Origin of the sequence: Streptomyces sp. AK010 (assembly GCF_014207295.1) — a bacterium.
Classification (GTDB): domain Bacteria; phylum Actinomycetota; class Actinomycetes; order Streptomycetales; family Streptomycetaceae; genus Streptomyces; species Streptomyces massasporeus.
Genome location: NZ_JACHCX010000007.1, coordinates 276,529 through 301,350 on the forward strand (window position 1 = coordinate 276,529; position 24,822 = coordinate 301,350).

Below are 24,822 nucleotides of genomic sequence, written 5' to 3' on the forward strand. Positions count from 1 at the left end.
GGGAAACCGTCTCCACCGCAGGGGTTGACACCCCTTCGGGGAGCCCATAACTTCGCGTCCTGAATCGTTTCATTCAGTGGTCGTCACGACCCGATGTCACAGGAGCCTGACGTGACCGAGCTCGCCGCGGCGAAGGCCGCTCTCAAGACACAGGCCGTCGAGACGCCGTCGTGGGCCTACGGGAACTCGGGCACGCGGTTCAAGGTGTTCGCGCAGCAGGGTGTGCCGCGCACGCCGGTCGAGAAGCTGGACGACGCGGCGAAGGTGCACGAGTTCACCGGCGTCGCCCCGACCGTGGCCCTGCACATTCCGTGGGACAAGGTCGACGACTACGCGGCGCTGGCGAAGCACGCCGAGCAGCGGGGCGTGAAGCTCGGGGCGATCAACTCCAACACCTTCCAGGACGACGACTACAGGCTCGGGAGCATCTGCCACCCGGAGGCTTCCGTACGCCGCAAGGCCGTGGATCATCTGCTGGAGTGCGTCGACATCATGGACGCGACGGGCTCGGCGGATCTGAAGCTGTGGTTCGCCGACGGGACGAACTATCCCGGGCAGGACGACATCCGGGGGCGGCAGGACCGGCTGGCCGAGGGGCTCGCCGAGGTCTACGAGCGGCTCGGGGACGGGCAGCGGATGCTGCTGGAGTACAAGCTCTTCGAGCCGGCGTTCTACACGACGGATGTGCCGGACTGGGGTACCGCCTACGCCCACTGCCTGAAGCTCGGACCCAAGGCGCAGGTCGTCGTCGACACCGGGCATCACGCGCCGGGGACGAACATCGAGTTCATCGTGGCGACGCTGCTGCGTGAGGGGAAGCTCGGCGGGTTCGACTTCAACTCGCGGTTCTACGCGGACGACGACCTGATGGTCGGGGCGGCGGATCCGTTCCAGCTGTTCCGGATCATGTACGAGGTGATCCGGGGCGGGGGGTTCACGCCCGACGTCGCCTTCATGCTCGACCAGTGTCACAACATCGAGGCGAAGATCCCCGCGATCATCCGGTCGGTGATGAATGTGCAGGAGGCCACGGCGAAGGCGCTGCTGGTCGATGGTGACGCGTTGGGGGCGGCGCAGCGCGGTGGTGATGTGCTGGAGGCCAATGCCGTGCTGATGGATGCGTACAACACGGATGTGCGGCCGTTGCTGCGGGAGGTTCGGGAGGAGATGGGGTTGGACCCCGAGCCCCTTGCCGCGTACCGGGCGTCCGGGTGGGCTTCGAAGATCGTCGCGGAGCGGGTGGGTGGAGAGCAGGCCGGTTGGGGGGCCTGAGCTGCTGCCTCTCGTCTGCCGGGTGACTGTGCGTCGCAGGACGCGGGTTGTGGTGGGTTGCTCGCGCCGTTCCCCGCGCCCCTTGAACCCACGGCCCTGCGGGCCGAAAGGCAGGGGCGCAGCCCCTGCCTTTCAGGGGCGCGGGGAACGGCGCGAGAAGCCCCACCCACCCGCGCTCGGCAACGCACCCGCGCCCCCGAGCTGAACCCCGTACTCATTTCACCGTAAGGATTGATCGCACATGGCAACCCATCCCGAAGCCGTAGCCCTGCTGGCTCGTTCTCGTCGGCTCGGTGCCGATCCGCGGAACACCAACTACGCCGGTGGCAACGCGTCCGCCAAGGGGACGGACACCGACCCCGTCACCGGGGGTGACGTGGAGCTGATGTGGGTGAAGGGGTCCGGCGGCGACCTGGGCACTCTGACCGAAGCCGGGCTCGCCGTGCTGCGGCTGGACCGGATGCGGGCACTCGTGGACGTGTACCCGGGTGTCGAGCGCGAGGACGAGATGGCCGCCGCGTTCGACTACTGCCTGCACGGGAAGGGCGGGGCCGCCCCGTCCATCGACACCGCCATGCACGGTCTGGTCGAGGCCGCGCACGTCGATCATCTGCACCCGGACTCGGGGATCGCGCTCGCGTGTGCCGCCGATGGGGAGAAGCTGACCGCCGAGTGCTTCGGGGACAGCGTGGTGTGGGTGCCGTGGCGACGGCCCGGTTTCCAGCTGGGGCTGGACATCGCCGCCGTGAAGGAGGCCAATCCGCAGGCCATCGGGTGCGTGCTCGGCGGGCACGGGATCACCGCCTGGGGTGACACCTCCGAGGAGTGCGAGCGGAACTCACTGCACATCATCCGGACCGCCGAGACGTTCCTCGCCGAGCGGGGGAAGGCCGAGCCCTTCGGGCCGGTGATCGAGGGGTACGCCGCGCTGAGCGCCGCGGAACGGCGGGAGCGGGCCGCTGCGCTCGCCCCGTACGTGCGGGCCCTCGCCTCGCAGGACCGGCCCCAGGTCGGGCACTTCGACGACTCCGAGGTCGTGCTCGACTTCCTCGCGAGCGCGGAGCACCCGCGGCTCGCCGCGCTCGGGACGTCCTGCCCGGACCACTTCCTGCGGACCAAGGTCCGGCCGCTGGTGCTGGACCTGCCGCCGAGTGCCCCGCTCGACGCGGCGATCGCCCGGCTGAAGGAGCTGCACGCCGGGTACCGCGAGGAGTACGCCGCCTACTACGAGCGGCACGCCGAGCCCGACTCCCCCGCCATGCGCGGCGCCGACCCGGCGATCGTGCTGGTGCCGGGCGTGGGCATGTTCTCCTTCGGCAAGGACAAGCAGACCGCCCGGGTCGCGGGCGAGTTCTACGTCAACGCCGTCAACGTGATGCGCGGGGCCGAGGCCGTGTCCACGTACGCGCCGATCGAGGAGTCCGAGAAGTTCCGGATCGAGTACTGGGCGCTGGAGGAGGCCAAGCTCCAGCGGATGCCGAAGCCCAAGGCGCTGGCGACCCGGGTGGCCCTGGTGACGGGTGCCGGCAGCGGTATCGGGAAGGCCGTCGCCCACCGGCTCGTCGCCGAGGGGGCGTGCGTGGTCGTCGCCGACCTCGACGCGCAGAACGCCGAGGCCGTCGCCGAGGAGCTGGGCGGCCCCGACAAGGCCGTCGCCGTGACGGTGGACGTCACCTCCGAGGAGCAGATCGCCGAGGCGTTCCGGTCGGCCGTGCTGGCCTTCGGCGGAGTCGACCTCGTCGTCAACAACGCGGGCATCTCGATCTCCAAGCCGCTGCTGGAGACCTCCGCCAAGGACTGGGACCTCCAGCACGACATCATGGCGCGCGGCTCCTTCCTCGTGTCGCGGGAAGCGGCCCGGGTGATGATCGCCCAGGAGCTGGGCGGCGACATCGTCTACATCGCCTCGAAGAACGCCGTGTTCGCCGGTCCCAACAACATCGCCTACTCCGCCACCAAGGCCGACCAGGCCCACCAGGTGCGGCTGCTCGCCGCCGAACTGGGCGAGCACGGCATCCGGGTCAACGGGATCAACCCCGACGGTGTGGTGCGCGGCTCGGGCATCTTCGCCGGCGGGTGGGGCGCCAAACGGGCCGCCGTGTACGGGGTGGAGGAGGAGAAGCTGGGTGAGTTCTACGCCCAGCGGACCATCCTCAAGCGCGAGGTGCTCCCGGAGCACGTCGCCAACGCCGTTTTCGCGCTGACCGGTGGGGACCTCACCCACACGACCGGTCTGCACATCCCGGTCGACGCCGGGGTCGCGGCCGCCTTCCTGCGATGAGCGCGACGGTGAAGTCCTACGCCGCGGTCGACCTGGGCGCATCCAGCGGGCGCGTCATGGTCGGCCGCGCCGGCCCGGACTCGCTGGAGCTGAGCGAGGCGCACCGCTTCCCCAACCGGCCCGTCCGGGTGCCCGAGGGGCTGCGGTGGGACGTGCTCGGGCTGTACGCCGGGGTACTGGACGGCCTGAAGGCGGCCGGTGCCCACTGCGGTGGACGACTCGACTCCGTCGGCATCGACAGCTGGGCCGTGGACTACGGGCTGCTGGACGCGGACGGGGCGCTGCTCGGCAACCCCGTGCACTACCGCGACTCCCGGACGGAGGGTGTCGCGGAGAAGGTGTGGGCGACCGTGCCCGCGGCGGAGCTGTACGCCGCGACCGGGTTGCAGTACGCACCCTTCAACACCCTCTACCAGCTGACCGCCGCGCGGTCGACGGCTCAGCTCGCCCGGGCCCGGCGGCTGCTGCTGGTGCCGGACCTGCTCACGTACTGGCTGACCGGCGAGCAGGGCACCGAGCTGACCAACGCGTCCACGACGCAGTTGATCGATCCCCGCATCCGTGACTGGGCGTACGACATCGTCTCCCGGCTCGGCATCGACCTGGACCTGTTCGCGCCGCTGCGGCGACCCGGCGACCCGGCCGGGCTGCTGCGCGGCGAGGTGCTGGAGGAGACCGGGCTCTCCGGTCCGGTGCCGGTGACGGCCGTGGGGTCGCACGACACCGCTTCCGCGGTCGCCGCCGTTCCGGCGTCGGGCGAGCGGTTCGCCTACATCTGCACGGGCACCTGGTCGCTGGCCGGTCTGGAGCTGGACGCGCCGGTGCTGACCGAGGAGAGCCGGGCCGCCAACTTCACCAACGAGCTGGGACTGGACGGCACGGTCCGCTACCTGCGGAACATCATGGGGCTGTGGCTGCTCCAGGAGTGCGTGCGGGCCTGGGGCGACCCGGACCTGGGCGCGCTGCTGCTGGAGGCGTCCAAGGCTCCGGCCCTGCGATCGGTCGTGAACGCGGGTGACGCGGCGTTCCTGGCGCCCGGGGGGATGCCGGAGCGGATCGCCGACGCATGCCGGGCCTCGGGGCAGCCGGTCCCCGAGTCGCCGGCCGAGGTGACGCGCTGCATCCTCGACTCCCTCGCCCTCGCGCACCGCAAGGCCGTCTCGGACGCCCAGCGGCTCGCGGGGCACGCGGTCGACGTCGTGCACGTGGTCGGGGGCGGGACGCGCAACGCGCTGCTGTGCCAGCTGACCGCCGACGCGTGCGGGCTGCCGGTCGTGTCCGGGCCGACCGAGGCCGCCGCGCTGGGCAACGTCCTCGTACAGGCGCGGGCGCACGGGCTGGTCGGTGACCTGGCCGGAATGCGGCGGCTGCTGGTGAACACACAGCCGCTCACGCGGTACGAGCCCCGGGGCGGGACCGAGCGGTGGCACGCCGCACAGGCCCGGCTCGCCAGGGAGTGACGGGGTCTCCCCCCGGCCTTGTCCCCCTACTACGCTGCACTCATCCGATGATCGACCTCAAGGAGCCGCGATGCGTGTCGCCCTGTTCCTGACCTGCGTCAACGACACGCTGTATCCGGACACCGGGCGCGCCGTGGTGAAACTGCTGACCAGGCTGGGTGTCGACGTCGACTTCCCGAGCGGGCAGACCTGCTGCGGACAGGCCCACTACAACACCGGCTACCGCCACGAGGCCGAGCCGCTCGCCCGGCATTTCTCCGATGTCTTCGGCGGGTACGAAGCGATCGTGACGCCGTCCGGGTCGTGCGGGGCGATGGTGCGGGAGCTGTATCCGCGGATGGGCGAGCGGGCCCTGGCCGAGGGGCGGGGGGACACCCTCGCGGCCACCCTGGCGCCGGTGGTGCCCAAGACGTACGAGCTGACCGAGTTCCTGGTCGACGTGCTGGGTGTGACGGACGTCGGGGCGTACTACCCGCACAAGGTGACCTACCACCCGACCTGCCACGGGCTGCGCGGACTCGGGCTCGGCGAGCGGCCGCGGCGGCTGCTGCGGGCGGTGAAGGGCCTGGAGCTCGCCGAGCTGCCGGGGGCCGACGAGTGCTGCGGGTTCGGCGGCACCTTCGCGCTGAAGAACCCCGACGTCTCGGCGGCGATGGGCGCGGACAAGGTGCGCAACGCCGAGTCGACGGGTGCCGAGGTGCTGTGCGCGGCCGACAACTCCTGTCTGATGCACATCGGCGGGACGATGGCCCGGCTGCGCACCGGCATGCGGCCGGTGCACATCGCGGAGATCCTGGCGAGCACGGAGGAGGAACCGGCCGTATGAGCGGGACGTATCTCGGTATGCCGGCGTTTCCGGAGGCCGCGCGGGAGGCCGTGGGGAACGCGACCCTGCGCGGCAATCTCCGGCACGCCACGCACACCATCCGCGCCAAGCGGGCGAAGGCCGTGACGGAGGTGTCCGACTGGGCCGAGCTGCGCGAGGCGGGCAAGCGCATCAAGGACCACACGCTGCGCCATCTCGACCGCTACCTCGTGCAGTTGGAGGAGTCGGTCACGGCCGCGGGCGGCGTCGTGCACTGGGCCGCCGACGCGGACGAGGCCAACGACATCGTCACGCAACTCGTGAAGATGACCGGCGAGTCGGAGGTCGTCAAGGTCAAGTCGATGGCCACGCAGGAGATCGGGCTCAACGAGGCGCTGGAGGCCGAGAACATCCACGCCTACGAGACCGATCTCGCCGAGCTGATCGTGCAGTTGGGCAAGGACCGGCCCTCGCACATCCTCGTCCCGGCCATCCACCGCAACCGGGGCGAGATCCGGGACATCTTCGCCCGGGAGATGAGCGAGTGGGGCCGCCCCGCCCCCGAGGGCCTGACCGACACACCGGCCGAACTCGCCGAGGCCGCCCGCCTGCACCTGCGGGAGAAGTTCCTGCGGGCCAGGGTCGGCATCTCCGGCGCCAACTTCATGGTCGCCGAGACGGGCACGCTCGTGGTCGTCGAGTCCGAGGGCAACGGCCGGATGTGCCTGACCCTGCCCGAGACACTGATCTCGGTCGTCGGCATCGAGAAGATCGTGCCGGCGTGGCAGGACCTGGAGGTGTTCCTGCAGACCCTCCCCCGCTCCTCCACGGCCGAGCGCATGAACCCCTACACCTCGACGTGGACCGGCACCACGGACGAGGACGGTCCGCAGACCTTCCATCTGGTGCTGCTGGACAACGGCCGCACCGACACCCTCGCCGACGAGGTCGGCCGGCAGGCGCTGCGCTGCATCCGCTGCTCGGCGTGCCTCAACGTGTGCCCGGTCTACGAGCGGGCGGGCGGCCACGCCTACGGGTCGGTGTACCCGGGGCCGATCGGCGCGATCCTCAGCCCCCAACTGCGGGGCACGGGCAGTGAGATCGACGCCTCGCTGCCGTACGCGTCCTCGCTGTGCGGGGCGTGCTACGAGGTGTGCCCGGTCGCCATCGACATCCCCGAGGTGCTGGTGCATCTGCGGGAGCGGATCGTGCAGGGCGGCGAGGTCACCAGCGGGGGCAACAAGGTGGTGCTGCGGCCCGCGAAGGGGCATGCCGCCGAGCGGGCGGCGATGCGCGCGGCCCGCTGGGCGTTTCTGCATCCGGGCGCGCTGCGTACGGGCCAGCGCGCCGCCTCCCGGACGCGTCGCTTCCACCCCCGGACGCTGCCCGGCCCCGGCCGGGCCTGGAGCGGGACCCGGGAGCTGCCGCCGGTGCCCGCCGAGCCGTTCCGGGACTGGTGGCAGCGGACACGCGGCGGGAAGGACGGGGACAGGTGAACAGCAGGGAACGGATCCTGGGGCGGGTACGGCGCGCGCTGGCGGACGCACCCGCCGACGAGACACCCCTCTCGCGGGACTACCTCCGTGAGCACGGGCAGCGGACCGTCGCGCAGACGGTGGAACTGCTCGCGGAGAACCTGGCGGACTACCGGGCGCTCGTGCACCGTTGCGCGGACCGGGAGTTGGCGGGTCTGATCACGCGGCTGCTGGCGGAGCGAGGCTCGCGGACCGTGCTGGTCCCGCCCGGACTGCCGCCGTACTGGCTCAAGGCGTCCGACGCGACGCAGGTGCACGACCGTGCCGCGAGTACCGCGCACGAGCTGGACCGGGTCGACAGTGTGGTCACCGGCTGCGCGGTCGCCATCGCCGAGACCGGCACCCTCGTGCTGGACGGCTCGCCCGACCAGGGCCGCCGCCGGATCACCCTCGTCCCCGACCACCACATCTGTGTGGTGCGGGTTCCCGATCAGGTCGTGTCGTCCGTGCCGCAGGGCCTCGAACGCCTCGATCCGGCGCGCCCGTTGACGTGGATCTCCGGGCCGTCGGCGACCAGTGACATCGAGCTGGACCGGGTCGAGGGGGTGCACGGTCCGCGCACGCTGGAGGTGATCCTGGTCGGCGAGGACTGATCCCGAGGCTCGGGGCAGGATCGAGTCGACGTAGCCGCCGTCGACCCGCAGGGCACCGCCCGTGGTCGCCGATGCCTGGCCGGAGGCGAGGTAGACGACCATGTGGGCGATCTCCTCCGGCTCGATCAGCCGCTGGAGCAGGGACTGCGGCCGGTGCTGCCGCACAGGCCGGTGTGGGCACGTCCCCTGCTGCGGGACGCCGAGGGCGGGACACAGGTCGTGTCGCCGGTCCGCGGGCAGAACCGGTGCGCGAGCCGGGCAGCTCGTGAACCGGCTGCGCCTGGCCGTCAGCGTGTGCCGGAGGCGTCCAGCAGCGCGGTCACCGTCGCCGTGGTCAGGCCGTCCAGCGTCTCGATCCGAGCCCCGGCCCGGGCGCTCGCCCCGTCGAAGACCAGCATCAGCTGACGGGCGAGCAGCTCGGCGTCGCGCGCCCCGCCCTCCGCGGCCCGCGTGCGGAAGAAGCCGAGCAGCCACTCCTTCGCCCCGCGGGCGACGACGCTCGCCGGGTGCTCGGGATCCTTCAGCTCGACCAGCGCGGCGAGATAGGGGCAGCCCTGGTAGGCGGGCTCGGCCGAGGCCTTCTCCAGTCGCTCGAAGACCTGCAGGATCCTCTCGCGCGGGGTGCCGGCGTCCTCCTGCGGGCCGGGGGCCAGCCGCTCCTCGTACGCCGGGAGCCGCCGGGCCAGGCTCGCCGCGAGAACTTCGTCCTTGCTCGCGAAGAGCTGGTACATGGACCGCTTCGAGACCCCGGCGCTGCGGCACAGCGTCTCGACACCGAGGGAGACGCCCTCGCGATAGAACAGCTCGGCCGCCGCGTCGAGGAGCCGGTCCCTGGTGGACGCCTTGTCGGTTGTGGCCATACGGGCGAGAGTACCGCGCCCCGGGCTCCGGGGAAACCGATCGGTTTAGCCGACTGCCCGGACGAGAACCCCGTGACTGCGTGGGTGAACAAGCGCTAGATAGTGCTCTGCCCGTCCGCCCGACGCCGCCGTCCTGGAGGCCCCGTTGTTCACGTCCGTCGCGCGCACGGCATGCGGATCGGCACCGGCGAGACGGTCGACGCGGCGCGGGCGGTCGGGGAACTCGGCCTCGCGGACCGGGAGCTGCTGCGCTAGGGGCTCGCGGCGACCCTGCTGCACGGGCACGGACAGCGGCAGGTGTTCGACCCCGTCTTCGATCTCTACTTCCCGCGTGGCGTCGGCGGCCCGGAGCAGCGGACGGCCGGGCGGGAGGACCTGCGGAACCGGCTGGCCGACGCCCTGACCGCCGACGACCGGGCGATGCTGGGCAGGCCAACGATCGAGGCGTTCGACGGTTTCGGCGGTTACGGTTCCTCTCCGGAGTCGGACGGCTGGTCGTCGTACCAGACGCTCGAACGGCTGCGGCCGCAGACGCTGCTGGCCCGGGTGCGCGACAACGTCCGGGGACAGGGCGGGAGACAGGGGTTCGCGGACCGGTTGCTGGAGGACGAGGTCCGGCGGCGCATCGACGTCTTCCGCGCTCTGGTGGCGGCGGAGGCGCGGCGGCGGGTCGCCGAGCGGCGCGGCCGGGACGAGATCGCCCGGCGGGCGGTGGCCCCGACCGCCGACCGGGTCGACTTCCTGTTCGCCGGGCAGGACCGGCTGGCCGAGCCGCGCAGGACGGTGCAGCCTCTGGCCCGCAAGCTCGCGACCCGGCTGGCCGCCCGGCGCCGTCGCGCCTCGCGGGGCACGATCGACCTGCGGCTGACCCTGCGCGGTTCGCTGTCGACGGGCGGGGTGCCGATGAAGCCGGTGCTGCGCCGGCGGCGGCCCGCCCGTCCCGAACTGGTGCTGCTGTGCGATGTGTCGGGGTCCGTCTCCGGATGCACGAGTGCCGCAACGCCCGGCAGTTGAGCGCGCTGGTGGCGCGGCTGCTGCCGGTGTGATCAGGCGGCGGTGAGCTGCGGGTAGAGGGCGGCCGGGTCGGCCGCCAGTCCCGCCTTGACCTGCCGCGAGAGGTCGTCGGCCAGGACCTCGTAGGCGCCGGACGCGATGCCGTCGAGGGCCTGGGCAGCGACGGATCCGGCCGTGGACTTGGGGGCGTCGACCCCGACGGTCATGTCCGTGTCCACGTAGCCGACATGGAGGCCGGTGACGTCGATCCCCCGCGGCTTCAGGTCCAGGCGCAGCGAGTTGGTCTGCGACCAGAAGGCGGCCTTGGACGCGCTGTAGGAGCCGGCGAGGCCGATCCAGGACAGCACGGAGTGGACGTTGAGGATGTGGCCGCCGCCGTTGTGCTCGATGACGGGGACGAAGGCCCGGGTCACCAGGAGCGGCCCGTAGAAGTTGGTCTCGAACTCGCGGCGCACGTCCTCGACGGGCGAGTCGAGGAAGTTGGCGTTCACCGACGCACCGGCGTTGTTGATCAACAGGGTGACGTCCTGTGCCCGTTCGGCCGCCCCGGCGACGGACGCGGGGTCGGTCACCTCCAGGGCCAGCGGTACGGCGTCGGGGTGCGTGACGGTGCGCGGGTCGCGGGCGGTGGCGTACACCTTCCGCGCGCCCCGCTCGTACAGGGCCTCGACCAGCGCCCGGCCGATGCCGCGGCTGCCGCCGGTGACCAGGGCGACGGAACCTTCGATGGCGGTCATAGGAGTCTCCCTCATTGCTCACAGCACGGAAACCGATCGGTTTCCCATGCCGGGAAGCGTAAACCGATCGGTTTCCGGGAGCAAGGCCGGGGCTCGTCACTTCTGCTTCGCGTACTCCTTCGCCGTCTGCCCCTCGAAGTCGTAGACCACAACCTGCTCGTCACCCACGACCCAGGCGTCGTGACCGGGCGAGACGACGAAGACGTCGCCGGGTCCGACCTCGGTCTCCCCGCCGTCGTCCATGAGGATGTGCATGCGGCCCTGGACCATGCAGCAGTAGTGGTGCATCTGGCAGGTCGCGGTGCCCGCGATCGGGGCCACGGACTCCGTCCAGCGCCAGCCGGGCTCGAAGGTGGCCACGGCGAAGTCGAGTTCCGTCATGTGGACGGCTTCGAGGTGGCCGCGGGGGAAATCACGCCGTTCATCGGGCTTGTCGAGCGTCTTCACTTCCAGCATGACGCGCTCCCTTCCGGCCGCGACGCTCCGCGGCCGGGGCCGGCCCGCCCGGCGGCCCTGGACACCGCCGTCGGCGGCCGGCCCGCTACCACTCAATCGTCCACCCTGCCACCCGGGGCCGCCATTCGGGGAAGGCGCGCTCAGCGGCCGCCGCCGCACAGCTCGGCGAAGCGCCCGGTGCCGATGTTGCCGCCGGAGATGATCACGCCGACGCGCTGCGGCAGGGGGCCCGCCCGGCCCGTGAGCAGGGCCGCCAGCGGGGTGGCGCCACTCGGCTCGACGACGATCTTCAGGCGTTCGAAGGCGAACCGCATCGCGTCCCGGATCTCGTCGTCGGTGACCAGGACGACGTCGTCGAGGAGCCGTTGGTTGACCGAGAAGGTCAGCTCGCCGGGTGTGTGCAGCGCCTGGCCGTCGGCGATGGTGTGCGGGACCGGGATACTGACGCGCCGGCCGGCCTCCAGCGAGCGCTTCGTGTCGTCCCCGGCCTCCGGCTCGACGCCGATGGTGCGGACGCCGGGGTGCAGGCCCTTGGCCGCCGTGGCGCTGCCGGCCATCAGCCCCCCGCCGCCGACCGGCGTCAGCAGCGCATCCAACTCTCCGACTTCCTCCAGGAGTTCGAGAGCGGCCGTGCCCTGTCCGGCCATGACGTGCGGATGCTCGTACGGCGGGATGAGAGCGAGGCCGCGTTCGGCGGCGAGGACCTCGGCGATGGCGACGCGGTCGCCGGTGTAGCGGTCGTACGTGACGATCTCGGCGCCGTAGCCGGCGGTGGCCGCCCGCTTCGACGGCGGGGCGTCCTCCGGCATGACGATGACCGCGGTGGTGCCCAGCTCGCGGGCGGCCAGGGCGACGGCCTGGGCGTGGTTGCCGGAGGAGTAGGCGGCGATACCCCGGGACAGCTGCTCGGGGGTGAGACGGGAGGCGGCGTTGTAGGCGCCGCGGAACTTGAAGGCGCCCACGCGCTGGAAGTTCTCGCACTTGAGGTGGACTTCGGCGCCGGTGAGGGCGTCGAGGGTGCGCGAGCGCAGCACGGGCGTGCGGTGGGCGACGCCCTTGAGGCGGGCGGCGGCGTCGCGGACGTCGTCGAGGGTGACCGGTGGGGTGGTGGTCGTCACGCGGGTCCTCCGGTGGAAGTGTCGTGGGCGGCCCGGGCCCGGGAGAGGTAGTTGTAGGCGGAGGCGCGGGAGATGCCGAGCCGGGCGGCGACCTGCTCGACGGCGCCGCGCACGGCGAAGACACCGCGGGCGTCCAGCCCGTCGAACAGCTCGAGGCGCTCCGCGCGGTCGAGCTCCGCCCAGCTGCCCCGCTGCTTCGACTGGTGGACGTCGACGAGGGCGTCGACCACGGCGTCGATGTCGTTGCCGAAGGTGGTGGTCGGCAGCTCCGCCGGGGCGGAACCGAGTCCGGCGAGCGCGCCGAGCAGGCCGTGGACCTGGGTGACGGCAGTGACGTCCACGTTGACGCAGAGGGCACCGAACACGGCTCCCGTGGAGTCCCGCAGCACCATCGTGGAGGACTTCACCAGCGTCCCGCTGCGGGTGCGGGTGACGTAGTTCAGTTCGTCCCGCGCCTCGTCGCGGCGAGCGAGGACGCGCATGCCGATCTCGCTCATCGCGCCCCCGACCGCGCGCCCGGTCAGGGACCCGGCCACGGCGACCACCGACTCCTCGGGGTTGCGGTAGTCGTGCAGCACGACGTCGCACACCGGCCCGAAGGTGGCGGCGATCCCGTCCACGACCGGCTTCAGCGCGGCGAGGATCGCATCCCGCTCGGCATCCGGCTCACTGCTCATCCCGACTCCTCTCAGCTCCACCACTTTAGACCATGAGTCCATAGTTTGGATATGCAGTCCAAGCGATAGCCAACAGTCGGCAAAGGCGTCCGTGACGCCGAGGACGAGGTTGAGGTCGGGGTGCTTGGCGAGGATCGCCTTCGTCCTGGACAGGCCCGTGTCCGGGTCGATGCACTGCTCCCGCGCCACACCGACCGCGGGTACGGCCGGGCTCGGTGAGCACCTTGCCGGACAGGGCGGGAACCCTATCGTCAGGCCCCAGACGACATTGCTGTCCGAGCCGTTCGGAGGCTCGCCATGACACGCCACCACCAGATCGCGGCAGCCGCCCGCATCGGCATGCTCACCCGCGAGCACGACACCGCCTCGGCCTCCGCACAGGCCGCGGGCCGAGGCCACCGCGCTCGCGGTGCGGGACGGAGTGCTGCGGCCGGACCCGGATCATCTCGCACGCTTCGCCGAGCGGTGATCCGGGCCGGCCGGTCAGGACGTCAGCGCCTCGACGCGCCGCATGACCTCGCGGCAGAACTCCCCGACGCCGTCGGGGTCGTCGATGAACTGGTTCGGCTTGACGCAGAACGTCGTGAAGCCCTGCTCCCGTTGCTCCGGGATCCCGGAGAGCGCCGCGCCGAGGTCCGCGGGTGAGCGGTCGTCGGGGAAGACGGCCTGGGTGCCGCCGATCATCTCCAGGTCCGCGATGTCCCGCCCCGCCGCGGACATCGCCTCCTGGAGCCCCTGGAGGTCCTCGGGCGTGGGCCGGCCGAGCGGGTGGAAGCCGTGGCCGTACTCGACGAGGCGGCGCAGGACCGGGCCGTGCAGGCGCTGGCCGCCGAACCAGAGCCGGGGGCCGTCGGGGCGGTGCGCCTTGGGCTCGTACCAGACGTCCCGGAAGGGGTAGTGCGGTCCGTCGTGGGAGAGCGGGGACGGGCCCCAGGCCTTCGCCCACACCTGCAGGTGCTCGTCGAGGAGCCGTCCGCGCCGGGTGAAGGGGACGCCGAGGGCGTCGTACTCGTCCCTGCTCCAGCTGACCGTCGGCTGCACGACGAGCCGGCCCTCGCTGATCAGGTCGAGGGTGCCGAGCTCACGGGCGAGCAGCAGGGGGTGGCGCAGCGGGGCGAGGACGGCCGCGGCGGCCAGGCGCAGCCGGGAGGTGACGGAGGCGATGGCGGCGAGCAGCAGCAGGGAGTTCGGCCAGGGGGTGTGCGGGTCCTGGTTGCCGGGGAGGGCGTAGTCGCGGGGATTGCCCATGATGCCGGCGGCCGCCGCGTCGGGGCCGAGGACGATGTGCTCGCTGACCATGACGGCGTCGAATCCGGCGTCCTCCGCCTCACGGGCCCAGCGGACGGCGGCGGGCAGATCGGCCCGGCCGCCGGTGAGGGTCCAGTTCTCGCTGAGGACGAGGATCATGCGGGGAGGGCTGGGCATGACGGGTTTTCCTGGCGGCTTCGTACAATTTGAGTCCGAACGACTGACGGCCCGAGACGAGCCGCCCGTGCGTGAGACGTCGTGACCAGACGAAGGAGCCGCCCGTGCCGGGGCACCGATCCATCACCGAAGCCGAGAAGCTCGCCGCGGCGAAGCTCGGCGGCATCGCGATCCGCCGGGAGCAGATGGCGGCGGTGGCGAACATCTACCGGGCCGCGTCCGCCGTGCGCCAGCACCTTGAGAACTCGGTGCTGCGCGGCTCCGACCTGACCTGGACGGCCTTCGTCGTGCTGTGGGTGGTCTGGGTGTGGGGCGAGTCCGAGACCCGGCACGTGGCGGAGGAGGCGGGGATCTCCAAGGGCACGCTGACGGGGGTGGTGCGCACGCTGGAGTCCCGGGGCCTGCTCCGGCGGGACGGTCATCCGAGCGACGGGCGCCTGGTGCTGCTGAGCCTCACCCCGGAGGGCGAGGAGTTCATGACGCGGGTGTTCCCGGCGTTCAACGAGGAGGAGGCCTTCGTCACCGCCGGGCTCAGCGACGCCGAGTGCCGCCGCCTCGCCGAGGGGCTGCGCAGTGTGGTGCTCCAGGTGGAGGAGCACGGTGAGGAGCGGCGGCAGTCCCTGCTGGGCGGCGCCGAGCCGGCCCCGCGGCGCAGCGGGCGGCGGCCCCGGGCCTGAGTCCCGCCGCGGCCTCACCGGGCCGCGGCCCGCACGAGCGCGTCGAACAGGCCCTGCTGGGCGGGGTCCTCGTGGGCGGTGTCCTCCGGGTGCCACTGCACGGCCGTGAACCAGCCCGCGGCGCCCGGGAGTTCGAGGGCCTCGACCGTGCCGTCGGCCGCCCGGGCCGTGACGCGCAGGCCGCTGCCCGGGCGGTCGACGCGCTGATGGTGGTAGCAGGACGCGTCCGCCTTCTCGGCGTCGGCGGCCCGGGCGACGAGCGAGCCGGGTTCCAGGGTGACGGGGTGCACGAGGTGCCGGTGCTCCCGCTCGGGTCCGCCCATGTCCTGCTCCAGGGTGCCGCCGAGGGCGACGTTGACGACCTGGAGACCGCGGCAGACGGCGAGCAGCGGCATCCCCGACTCCAGGGCGTGCCGGGCTACGTCGAGGTCGAAGGCGTCCTGGAGGGTGTCGACGTCGTAGACGGTGTCGTGGGTGTCGTCGGCGCCGTAGCGGGAGGGGGCGAGGTCGCCGCCGCCGGGGAGCAGGACGCCGTCGAAGCGGGCGAGCCGGTCGGCGGTGCCGGTGTCCGCCGGGTGGATGCTCACCGGTTCGCCGCCGGCCCGCCAGACGGCCTCGATCAGGGCACGGGCGTTGACCTCGGCGGCGTACCGCAGGGCGGAGGTCGTGGCCGAGAAACGGGCGGGGACCGCGATCAGGGGGCGGGTCACAGCCGGATCCAGGTGGTCTTGAGCTCGGTGTACTTCTCCAGCGCGTGGGCGGACTTGTCGCGGCCGTTGCCCGACTGCTTCATGCCGCCGAAGGGCACGGTCAGGTCGCCCTCCTCGTAGCAGTTGACCCAGACCGTGCCGGCCTTCAGGGCGCGTGAGACCCGGTGGGCGGTGGACAGGTCGGAGGTCCACAGGCCGGCGGCGAGGCCGTACTCGGTGGCGTTGGCCAGGCGGACCGCCTCGTCGAGGTCGTCGAAGGCGAGCACGGACAGGACGGGCCCGAAGATCTCCTCCCGTGCCAGTCGCGAGCCCGGGTCCACGCGGTCGAGGACGGTCGGCTCCAGGTACGTGCCGCCCGTCTCGGCGAGGACGCGGTCGCCGCCGGTGCGCAGCCGGGCACCCTCGTCGACGCCGTGGCGGATGTGCCCGGCCACCCGGTCCAGGTGCGCCCGGCCGACGAGTGCGCCCATCTCCGTCTCCGGGTCGAGCGGGTCGCCGACCTTCAGTTCGCGGGCCCGCCGGACCACGGCGTCGGTGACCCGTTCGGCGATCGAGGAGTGCACGAGGAGCCGGGAGGGGGCCGTGCACATCTCGCCCTGGTTGAAGAAGATGCCCCAGGCGGCGGTGGCGGCAGCCTGGTCGAGGTCGGGGGCGTCGGGCAGGACGATGTTGGGCGACTTGCCGCCGAGTTCCAGCCAGACGCGCTTGAGGTTGGAGTCGGCGGCGTAGCGCAGGAAGTGGCGGCCGACGGCGGTGGAGCCGGTGAACGCCAGGACGTCGACGTCCGGGTGGAGGCCGAGGGCGCTGCCCGCTGTCGGGCCGTCGCCGGTGACGACGTTGAGCGCGCCGGGCGGGATGCCGGCCTCGCTGGCGAGACGCCCGAGGAGCAGCGCGCTGAGCGGGGAGTTCTCCGAGGGCTTCAGGACGACCGTGCAGCCGGCCGCGAGGGCGGGGGCGACCTTCCAGCCGGCCAGGGTCAGCGGGAAGTTCCACGGGACCACCGCCCCGACCACTCCGGCGGGTTCCCTGGTGACCAGGGCGAGTGCGTCCGGGGCGGTGTGCGGGGACTCGTCGGTGAGCTTGTCCGCGAGCTGGCCGTACCAGCGGAAGGTGGTGATGAGCGCGCGCAGTTCGATGCCGTACGCGTCCGAGATCGGTTTGCCCATCTCCAGGCTGACCGTGAGGGCGAGTTCCTCACGCCGCTCTTCGAGCAGGTCGGCGAGGCGGAGCAGGGCCCGGCCGCGCTCGGCGGGTGCCAGGCGCGGCCACGGGCCGGTGTCGAAGGCCCGCCGGGCGGCAGCGACGGCCGCGTCCACTTCGGCGGCGCCGCCGTCCGCGACCTCGGCGACGACCCGGCCGTCCCGCGGGGAGACGACCGGGAACGTCGCCCCTCCCCCGGCCTCCTCGGCGCCGTCGATGTGATGGCCACCGGAGAGCTGGAACACCTTGGCGCGGCGCAGCCACTCGTCGTGGGAGACGGCCGGCATGAGGACCTCCTTTGGTGTCAAACGACAGGGATAGGGCTGTCCGCGGACGGCGGCGCGTGCGGTCAGCCGTCGGCGGCCGCCACGGTCCGGCCCCGTACCCGCGCGGCGACCAGGCCGAGGGCCATGACGACCGGGACGGAGAGGGTGAGCCACAGGGCGGTGGTGCGTTCGCCGCCGATGAGGGTGGTGAAGTTGGCCAGGATGAGCCAGATCGCGCCCGCGAGGCCGAGCGCGCCCAGAGCGGGTGCGATCAGCGTGTTCCAGAGGCGCGCGTCGAGGCGGGCCCGGCGGAAGAAGACGACGACCGACACCGAGGTCAGCAGGTACAGCAGCATCATCGCCAGGACGGCGACACCGCTGAACCAGGAGAACAGCGTCAGCACCGGGTCCTTGCCGGCCAGGGCGAAGGGCACCACCAGGAGGACGGCCAGGACCGTCTGGACGCATCCGGCGGTCCAGGGCGCGTGACGGCGGTTGAGCCGGCACAGCCGCAGCGGCAGCAGCCCATCGCGGCCGAGGGAGAACAGGTAGCGGTTGGCCGAGTTGTGGAAGGTGAGGATGCCGGCGAAGAGGGACGTGGCGAGCAGCACGGGCAGCACGTCGCCCACCCAGCCGCCGAAGTCGGCCGCGATGGGCGCGAAGACGAACCCGGCGCCGTCGCCGCTCTCCAGGGCCTGGCCCGCGGCCGCGGTGGCCTTGGAGGCGCCGTAGGAGGAGATGATCATCCAGGAGACCAGGGCGAAGAAGCCGGTGACGACGACGACCGCGAGGTACGTGGCCCGCGGCACGGTCTTCTTGGGTTCGCGGGCCTCTTCGCCGTAGATGGCGGTGGCCTCGAAGCCGAACATGGAGGCCACGGCGAACATCACGGCCACGCCCGGGGCGCCGTCCAGGGCGGCGGACGGGGAGAAGCTGTCGGCGAGGCCGAGCCCCTCGGGTCCGCCGCCCCTGAAGAGGGTGACCAGGGCGAAGACCGACAGGATGCTGAACTCGGCGAGGACGAAGACGGCGAGGACCTTGGCGCCCATCTCGACACCGGCCGCACCGAGCGCCTGCACGACGGCCACGGTGACCAGCGTCCAGACCCACCACGGCAGGTCGAGGCCGGTGTGGCTCGCGACCAGGCCGCTCACGATGGCGCCGTAGAGGCCGTACATCGCGGCCTGGATGGTGCAGTAGGCGAAGAGCGCGAGGCCCGCGCTGCCGGTGCCGGTGGTGCGGCCCAGGCCCTTGCCGATATAGGTGTAGAAGGCGCCCGCGTCCACCACATGGCGCCCCATGGCGACGAAGCCCACCGAGAACAGCAGGATCACCAGGCCCGCCACCAGGTAGGCGGCGGGGACGCCGGGGCCGTTGCCGAGGGCCACGGCGATGGGGGCCGCCCCGGCGATGCCGGTCAGCGGGGCCTGGGCGGACAGGACGAAGAAGAGGATGCCCAGGACGCCGAGGGCGTTGGGCTTGAGCGTGCCTGCGGTGGGCGCATCCGGTTCCGTCGCGTGCCGGGAGACCGTCTGACTGTCCACTCGGATCACCTGCCAGAGGGGAGGAAGGATCGTTTCAGGCCAAACGAGTTGCCTCATCGTGGGGCGGAACTATCCGTTTGGCAAGGGGTGAGGGACGAGGAATTGCGGGAGGTGCGGGACGGGAGGGGCCGGAGTCCGGGGCGGGAGGAGGCCCGGGAGGGTCAGGCCTCGTCGCCGCGGCGATCGGCGAGCAGCCGCAGCACCGAGCGCAGCTCACCCAGGGCCTCGTCGATGACCTCGCGCTCTCCGAAGACCAGCTGGTGCAGGACGAGTCCCTCCAGCGTGGCGAACACCATCCGGGACAGGCCCTCGTCGACCGGGCCGGGCAGCATCTGGGTGAGTTCGCGCCGGGTCGCGTCGAAGTACTCGTCGTACAGGGACCGCAGGTGGGCCAGGAGCTCGGGGCGGCGCCGGGACTCCAGGAGCAGTTCGTACTGGAACGCCTGGAGGTCCGGCCCGGCCTCCACCATGTCCGTGAGACCCACCGAGAAGTCGGCGACCTCGCCGGTACCCGGTTCGAGGGCGCTGCTGCTCAGGGAGGAGCGGATGGCGTGGGCCACGGCCTCCTCGATCAGGGCGTCGCGGGAACCGAAGTGGTGCACGACGAGGCCGTGGGTGACCCCGGCCTCCTCGGCGACGGCCCGGTAGGTGAGCCTGCGCAGACCGCCCCGGGCCACGACCCGCACGGCGGCCTCCAGCAGGGCCTCACGGCCCGTGCCGTAGTTCACGCGCTTGCGGGGTCGGCGCCCGGCGGGCTCGGTCATGCCCGTGACCCTACCCGGGGCGTCCCGCCCGGCGACGCGGGCACCGGATGCCACGTCATCGGCGACGCGGCGACCGGATACACGTGGTCAACGGCGCGGGGGCCGGATGCCACGGAACTCCCAGTCGCCGCCGAGCGCGGTCGAGAGGACCTCCTCCGACTCGGTGGGCTGGGCGCCCACGTCCGTACGGATGGCGGTCGGGCCGGTGACGATGTGGTTGGTGAGCCGCCCGAGCCCCTCGACCTCCACCTCCACGACATCGCCCGGCTGGACGGGCCGCGAGTTGGCGGGCGTGCCGGACAGCAGGACGTCCCCGGGGTACAGGGTGATGGTGCGGGCGATGTCGGCGACGAGGTAGTGCATGTCCCAGGTCATCTCGTCGGTCGAACCGTCCTGCACCACCTCTCCGTTGACGTACGTCCGCAGCCGCTTGCCGTGGAAGTCCCAGTCGGTGACCAGGCCGGGGCCGAGCGGGCAGAGGGTGTCGGAGCCCTTCACGCGCAGCATCGACCCGGCGTCGGTGTCGCGGAAGTCGTGCAGGCCGTAGTCGTTGGCGACGGTGTAGCCGGCGATGTACTCGCCCGCGTCCTCCGGGCAGATGTTGCGGGCGGTCTTCCCGATGACGATGGCGACCTCGCCCTCGTAGTTGAGCCACTTGCAGCCCTCGGGGCGGACGATCGCGCCCCGGTGGGCGTTGAGGGACGAGGTCGGCTTGTGGAAATAGGTCGGCGTGCCGGGGAGCCCGATCCGGAACTCGTCGACCCGGCTGCGGTGGTTGAGATGCACGGCGACGATCTTGGACGGCACGACCGGCGGCAGGTGCCGGGCCGTCTCGGTCTTGACGCGGCGGCCGTCCCCGGCGACGAGTTCGCCGCCGTCGACGGTGACCTGGACGACGGCGCCGTCGAGGAGGATGCGGCGGTACTCAGGCATGGGTGGACTCCTGCGCGGAGGTGAGGTCTGCGGTCCAGCCGCCGGCGGGGCGGTCGAACCAGAGGTGGGCCTGGCCGGTGCCGACGGAGTTCTCGTACGCGCCGTACTGGCGGGCCTTGGCGACACAGGCCTGCTCGCCGAGGGCGCCGGCCATCATCAGGTAGTGGAAGAACTTCGCCTCGGGCTTGTACCGCCAGAACTCGTCCATGGTGTCGAGGACCTTGTCGTGGCGGCCCTCCTTGAACCAGGCGATACGCTCGTAGTCCGCCTCGCGGGCCTCGGGGGTGCGGATGTGCACCGGGTCGCCGGCCTCGTGGTCGCGCAGTTCGCGCAGCGGCCAGAAGGTGTGCGAGAGGGCGCCGGAGGCGATGAGCAGCACCCGCCGCCCGGGGGTCGCGGCGATCCCGTCGGCCAGCGCCCGCCCGAGCCGCAGGTGGTCCTCCATGTCGCCGGTCTGGCAGACGCCGATGGTGACCCACCGCTTGTCCGGCAGCCCCTCCCCCAGGTACTTCCAGAGGTTGAGGGTGGCGTAGTAGATCGGCAGGTACTCGTCATCGATCGGCGTGATCCAGGTGCCGTGCTTGTCGGCGAACGCGGCCACGTTGTGCGCGAGTTCGGGGTCGCCGGGGAAGTCGTACGGCATCCTGCACATGCCGCGCGGGAGTTCCTCGGAGGTGAAGAGCCCGGCCCTGCGCGTCTGCGCGGTCACGACGAACTCGACGGTGGTCGCCCAGTGCGAGTCAAGGACCACGACGGTGTCGTAATCATTGGCGGCATCTCGCTCGAAGACGTCCCTGCGCAGTTCCCGCAGCCCGGTGACGAGGGTGATCTCCTTGCCCTCGTTGAGCTCCAGCCGGTCGGCCTCGGGCAGCACGATGGTGGGCACGTGGGCGAGCAGCCCGGCCCCGACGATCTCACCCATGGTTTTGGTCCCATCCCTTCGGGGCGGTGACGGTGTTCTTCAGGTCGCAGTAGAAGTCGAAGCTCCAGGTGCCGCCCTCGCGGCCGACCCCGGACTGCCGGGAGCCGCCGAAGGGTGCCTGGAGGTCGCGTACGAAGAAGCAGTTGACCCAGACGGTGCCGGCGACGAGCCGCGCGGTGACCCGTTCGGCACGCTCCCGGTCGCCGGTCGCGACGGTGGCGGCCAGCCCGAACCGGGTGTCGTTGGCGAGCCGTACGGCCTCGTCCTCGCCGATGAAGGTCTGGAGGGTCAGCACCGGCCCGAAGACCTCCTCCTGCACGATCTCCGAGTCCTGGGCGACGTCGGTGAGCAGCGTCGGCGCGTAGTACTGCCCGTCCCCGCGCCGCCCGCCGATGACCGCCCGTGCCCCGGCCGCGACGGCCCGCCGCACGAATCCGTCGATCTTCTCCAGCTGGCGGGGGTGGATGTTGGGCCCGACGTCGGTGTCCTCGTCACGCGGGTCGCCCTGCCGCAGGGTGGTGGCCTTCTCCACGAACCGGCGGGTGAACTCCTCGGCCACCGGCTCCTCGACGAGCAGCCGGGTCGCCGCCAGGCAGACCTGCCCGGCGTTGTCGTACTGCTCCACGGCGAGGTCGACGGCCAGTTCGAGATCGGCGTCTGCGAAGACCAACAGGGGCGACTTGCCGCCGAGTTCGAGACTGAGGGGTGTGAGGTTCGCGGCGGCGGACTCCGCGATCCGCTTGGCCGTCGGCACCGACCCGGTGAAGCTGATGCGGCGCACGTCGGGGTGGGAGGTGAGCGCGTCGCCGATCTCGGAGCCGTATCCCTGGACGACGTTGAGGACACCGGCGGGCAGTCCGGCCTCCGCGGCGATGTCGGCCAGCAGGGAGGCGGTCAGCGGCGACCACTCGGCGGGCTTGAGGACGACGGTGTCGCCGGCCGCGAGGGCGGGGGCGACCTTCCAGGTGGCCAGCATCAGGGGCGCGTTCCACGGCGTGATCAGTACGCAGGGCCCGGCCGGGTCCCAGCTGACGTGGTTGGTGTGCCCGCGCGTCTCGAAGTCCTCGTGGTCGAGCCGGAGCAGCCAGTCGGCGAAGAACCGGAAGTTGTGCGCGACGCGGGGCATGACGCCCCGGCGGTGGGAGCGCAGCAGCGCCCCGTTGTCCGTGGTCTCGACGATCGCCAGCTCCTCGGTCCGCTTCTCGACACCGTCGGCGACGGCGTGCAGGATGCGGGCGCGATCGGCACGGGGGGTGGCGGCCCAGCCGGGGAACGCGTCCCGGGCGGCGGCGACAGCGGCTTCGGCCTCGGCGGGCCCGCCCCGGGCGATCTCGCCGAGCGCGGCGCCGTCGATGGGAGAGTGATCGGTGAAGGTCCCGGCGGAGGCGATACGACGCCCCCCGATCCAGTGCCGGGTGTCGACGGATACCCCGGCGACGGTGATGTTGTCAGGCATAAGAAGAGTTCCATTCAAACGAGGGGAATCGCACTACCCAGGGGCGCGGGGAACTGCGCGACAAGCCACGACGAACCCCGCACCCGCCCACCGGCATTACTCGGCACCCGCCCCGGACGTACCACTCTCCAGCAGCCGTCCTCCGTCCCACACCACCCCGACCTGCCGGTAGTAGGCAGCGATCGGCTCCCGGATCTCCAGCCGCGCCAGCTCCTCCGTCGGCGCCTCGAACAACTCCAGATCCGCATCGCCCACCCACGCCTGACCACCCTCGAAGGACGCGGCCCCGGACTCGATCAGCTCATCGAGAGCAAGCCCCTTGCCCTTCTCGATCGACGGCAGCCACCGGTGATGCGCCATGGGATGCGCGTTGACGAACCCGCCGCTCCCGGACGGCTCCCGCAGCGTCACCACGGCCTGCGCCAGACGCCGGTCCGCAGCCGCCAGCGTCGCCCCGAACCGGGCCCCCGCCTCGATCCGCGGGGCGGGTCCGTAGGGATGCGGCCGCGTCTGGTGGATGGAGCCGAGCTTCTTCGGATACCCCTGGTGCAGCCCCCGCGCGATCGCGAAGTCCTTGTCCACCCAGATGTGGACGCACCGCGAGTACGTCTGCCCCCGGAACCGGCACCGCACGACCGCGAACGCCTCCTTGTACTGCGCCCGCACGGGATCCAGCAGCTCCTCCCCCGACGCCGAGCACGACTGCCAGTCGGCCCAGATCAGGGCGACGGCACCCGGGTCCTCGTCCGCCAACTCCAGCGGCTCGGGGAGCAGTTCACGTACGCGTGCGGGATCCGTCCGGTACTCGACGGTGAGCAGGTCACCGGAGTAGCGCCACGGCGGAGAGGGGATCAGCGACGACGCGCCCGTCTCCGTCTTGGGGTGGAAGTATCCGCGAAGTCCGGTCACGAGAGGGCTCCTTGCGAGGTGAGGGCGGGCTGCTTCAGCAGTTCGGCGCGGTACCGGGCGGCGGTCCGGGCCGCCGAGGGTCCGCCGAGGGCGACGACACCGACCAGCAGCCCGTCGCGGTGGTACCCGACCAGCACGTCCCCCGAGAGGTGCCCGTCGAGGACCCGGACGTCGCCGAGCCCCAGGACGGGCGCACCGAAGGACTGCAACCGGAAGTCGTGCTGGTCGCTCCAGAAGGTGGGGAGGGGCGCGAAGGGCGCCGGGCCCGCGTCGCCGGCCACCAGCACCTTCGCCGCGTGCTTGGCCGAGTCGGTCGGCACCGACCAGTGCTCGACCCGCCGCGGCACACCGTCGTAGCGGGCGTTGGGGAAGCGCGCGACATCGCCCACCGCGACGACGTCGGGACGGCCGCCGACGCGCAGCTGCCCGTCGGTGAGCACGCCGTCGCTCAGGTCGAGTCCGTTGCCCTCCAGCCACTCGGTGTTGGCGACCGATCCCACGGACTCCACCACGACGTCGGCCGGCAGCACGGACCCGTCAGCCAGCACGACACCGGTGACACGGTTCCCGCCCTCGAACCCGGCCACACCCGCACCGAGCACGAAGCGGACCCCGCGCTCCTCGTGCCGCCGGCGCAGTTCCCGGGCGATCGGTTCCCCGAGCGGTGCGACCATCGGCAGCGGCAGCGAATCGACCACGGTCACCTCGGCGGCACCGAGGCCGACCGCCGTGGCGGCCACCTCGTAGCCGATGAACCCGGCGCCGACCACGACGACCCGTACGCCGGGCCGGGTCAGCTCGTCCCGCAGCACCTGGGCGTCGTCGATGGTCCGGACCGTGTGGCGGCCCGCGACCGGCCCGGGGCAGCGCAGCCGGCGGGGCCGCATCCCGGTGGCGACGACCAGACCGTCGTAGGAGAGCACCGCGCCGTCGTCGAGTTCGACGGTCCGGCCGGCGAGCCGGGCGGAGACGATTCTCGTGCCGAGCCGCCACTCCACGCCCGTCGCGGAGGCCTTCGGCGTGAAGGCAAGGGAGTCGAAGGACGCCTTGCCCGCGAGGACCTCCTTGGACAGCGGGGGCCGGTTGTACGGCGGGTGCGGCTCGTCGCCGATCACCGTGATGCCGCCGGTCCAGCCCACGGCGCGCAGCTGCTCCGCGGCCCGCAGTCCACCGAGGGAGGCACCGGCGACGATCATGCGCCCGCTCAT

Annotated in this window: 22 protein-coding genes and 2 pseudogenes; 8 read left to right on the forward strand and 16 right to left on the reverse strand. The window is 72.1% G+C overall.

What is annotated here, in order from left to right; translation table 11 throughout:
* Positions 1-111 precede the first annotated feature (111 nt).
* From rhaI to HDC93_RS16545, 6 genes are all read left to right on the forward strand, one after another.
* Entirely contained in the window at positions 112-1,272 is a 1,161-nt protein-coding gene (rhaI, locus tag HDC93_RS16520; RefSeq protein WP_185011493.1) for an L-rhamnose isomerase, read from the forward strand.
* Between the two features lie 241 nt (positions 1,273-1,513).
* Entirely contained in the window at positions 1,514-3,553 is a 2,040-nt protein-coding gene (locus HDC93_RS16525; RefSeq protein WP_185011494.1) for a bifunctional aldolase/short-chain dehydrogenase, read from the forward strand.
* The gene (locus HDC93_RS16530) at positions 3,550-5,013 is read left to right on the forward strand and encodes a rhamnulokinase family protein (RefSeq protein ID WP_185011496.1); all 1,464 of its coding nucleotides are present in this window, start codon (positions 3,550-3,552) and stop codon (positions 5,011-5,013) included. The genes HDC93_RS16525 and HDC93_RS16530 overlap by 4 nt, the downstream gene beginning before the upstream one ends.
* Positions 5,014-5,083: 70 nt before the next feature.
* Entirely contained in the window at positions 5,084-5,839 is a 756-nt protein-coding gene (locus HDC93_RS16535) for a (Fe-S)-binding protein (protein WP_185011498.1), read from the forward strand.
* A complete protein-coding gene (locus tag HDC93_RS16540; protein ID WP_185011500.1) occupies positions 5,836-7,314 on the forward strand; it encodes a lactate utilization protein B in 1,479 nt (492 codons plus the stop codon). Before HDC93_RS16535 ends, HDC93_RS16540 begins: the two co-directional genes overlap by 4 nt.
* On the forward strand, positions 7,311-7,946 hold the full coding sequence (locus HDC93_RS16545; RefSeq protein ID WP_185011502.1) for a lactate utilization protein C: 636 nt from the start codon (positions 7,311-7,313) through the stop codon (positions 7,944-7,946). The genes HDC93_RS16540 and HDC93_RS16545 overlap by 4 nt, the downstream gene beginning before the upstream one ends.
* 12 nt (positions 7,947-7,958) lie before the next feature.
* On the opposite strand, the pseudogene HDC93_RS16550 reads toward HDC93_RS16545, so the two are convergent.
* Together HDC93_RS16550 and HDC93_RS16555 are read right to left on the reverse strand one after the other, a co-directional pair.
* Positions 7,959-8,111, reverse strand: a pseudogene (locus HDC93_RS16550) (SDR family oxidoreductase); the annotation flags it as partial.
* 122 nt (positions 8,112-8,233) lie between these two features.
* Positions 8,234-8,806, reverse strand: a complete 573-nt coding sequence (locus tag HDC93_RS16555; protein WP_185011504.1) for a TetR/AcrR family transcriptional regulator — start codon at positions 8,804-8,806, stop codon at positions 8,234-8,236.
* Between the two features lie 171 nt (positions 8,807-8,977).
* On the opposite strand from HDC93_RS16555, the pseudogene HDC93_RS16560 reads away from it, so the two are divergent.
* Positions 8,978-9,790, forward strand: a pseudogene (locus HDC93_RS16560) (VWA domain-containing protein); the annotation flags it as partial.
* Between the two features lie 62 nt (positions 9,791-9,852).
* Here the strand turns inward: HDC93_RS16560 and HDC93_RS16565 are convergent.
* From HDC93_RS16565 to HDC93_RS16585, 5 genes are all read right to left on the reverse strand, one after another.
* Positions 9,853-10,557: an SDR family oxidoreductase gene (locus HDC93_RS16565; protein ID WP_185011506.1), complete on the reverse strand. Its 705-nt coding sequence runs from the start codon at positions 10,555-10,557 to the stop codon at positions 9,853-9,855.
* 96 nt (positions 10,558-10,653) lie between these two features.
* On the reverse strand, positions 10,654-11,013 hold the full coding sequence (locus HDC93_RS16570) for a cupin domain-containing protein (RefSeq protein ID WP_185011508.1): 360 nt from the start codon (positions 11,011-11,013) through the stop codon (positions 10,654-10,656).
* A gap of 140 nt (positions 11,014-11,153) precedes the next feature.
* Positions 11,154-12,131, reverse strand: coding sequence for a pyridoxal-phosphate dependent enzyme (locus HDC93_RS16575; protein ID WP_185011511.1), 978 nt, complete (start codon positions 12,129-12,131; stop codon positions 11,154-11,156).
* Entirely contained in the window at positions 12,128-12,808 is a 681-nt protein-coding gene (locus tag HDC93_RS16580) for a transcriptional regulator (RefSeq protein WP_185011513.1), read from the reverse strand. Before HDC93_RS16580 ends, HDC93_RS16575 begins: the two co-directional genes overlap by 4 nt.
* Before the next feature lie 483 nt (positions 12,809-13,291).
* Entirely contained in the window at positions 13,292-14,233 is a 942-nt protein-coding gene (locus HDC93_RS16585; RefSeq protein ID WP_185011515.1) for a TIGR03619 family F420-dependent LLM class oxidoreductase, read from the reverse strand.
* 104 nt (positions 14,234-14,337) lie between these two features.
* Here HDC93_RS16585 and HDC93_RS16590 point away from each other — a divergent pair, with 104 nt between their 5' ends.
* Entirely contained in the window at positions 14,338-14,910 is a 573-nt protein-coding gene (locus HDC93_RS16590) for a MarR family winged helix-turn-helix transcriptional regulator (RefSeq protein WP_185011517.1), read from the forward strand.
* 14 nt (positions 14,911-14,924) lie between these two features.
* On the opposite strand, the gene HDC93_RS16595 is transcribed toward HDC93_RS16590, so the two are convergent.
* From HDC93_RS16595 to HDC93_RS16635, 9 genes are all read right to left on the reverse strand, one after another.
* Complete coding sequence (locus HDC93_RS16595) at positions 14,925-15,620, reverse strand: gamma-glutamyl-gamma-aminobutyrate hydrolase family protein (protein ID WP_185011519.1); 696 nt, start codon at positions 15,618-15,620, stop codon at positions 14,925-14,927.
* On the reverse strand, positions 15,617-17,107 hold the full coding sequence (locus HDC93_RS16600; RefSeq protein ID WP_185011521.1) for an aldehyde dehydrogenase: 1,491 nt from the start codon (positions 17,105-17,107) through the stop codon (positions 15,617-15,619). The genes HDC93_RS16595 and HDC93_RS16600 overlap by 4 nt, the downstream gene beginning before the upstream one ends.
* 62 nt (positions 17,108-17,169) lie before the next feature.
* A complete protein-coding gene (locus HDC93_RS16605; RefSeq protein WP_185011523.1) occupies positions 17,170-18,630 on the reverse strand; it encodes an APC family permease in 1,461 nt (486 codons plus the stop codon).
* A 161-nt stretch (positions 18,631-18,791) separates the two neighbouring features.
* On the reverse strand, positions 18,792-19,394 hold the full coding sequence (locus tag HDC93_RS16610) for a TetR/AcrR family transcriptional regulator (protein WP_185011525.1): 603 nt from the start codon (positions 19,392-19,394) through the stop codon (positions 18,792-18,794).
* Positions 19,395-19,481: 87 nt separating this feature from the next.
* Complete coding sequence (locus tag HDC93_RS16615; protein ID WP_185011527.1) at positions 19,482-20,327, reverse strand: fumarylacetoacetate hydrolase family protein; 846 nt, start codon at positions 20,325-20,327, stop codon at positions 19,482-19,484.
* Positions 20,320-21,249 (reverse strand): 3,4-dihydroxyphenylacetate 2,3-dioxygenase, encoded by a 930-nt coding sequence (locus HDC93_RS16620; protein WP_185011529.1) that lies wholly within the window; start codon positions 21,247-21,249, stop codon positions 20,320-20,322. Before HDC93_RS16620 ends, HDC93_RS16615 begins: the two co-directional genes overlap by 8 nt.
* Positions 21,242-22,705 (reverse strand): aldehyde dehydrogenase, encoded by a 1,464-nt coding sequence (locus HDC93_RS16625; RefSeq protein WP_185011531.1) that lies wholly within the window; start codon positions 22,703-22,705, stop codon positions 21,242-21,244. The genes HDC93_RS16620 and HDC93_RS16625 overlap by 8 nt, the downstream gene beginning before the upstream one ends.
* A 96-nt stretch (positions 22,706-22,801) precedes the next feature.
* Positions 22,802-23,614 (reverse strand): acetoacetate decarboxylase family protein, encoded by an 813-nt coding sequence (locus HDC93_RS16630; protein ID WP_185011532.1) that lies wholly within the window; start codon positions 23,612-23,614, stop codon positions 22,802-22,804.
* Positions 23,611-24,822, reverse strand: a complete 1,212-nt coding sequence (locus tag HDC93_RS16635) for an NAD(P)/FAD-dependent oxidoreductase (protein ID WP_185011534.1) — start codon at positions 24,820-24,822, stop codon at positions 23,611-23,613. The genes HDC93_RS16630 and HDC93_RS16635 overlap by 4 nt, the downstream gene beginning before the upstream one ends.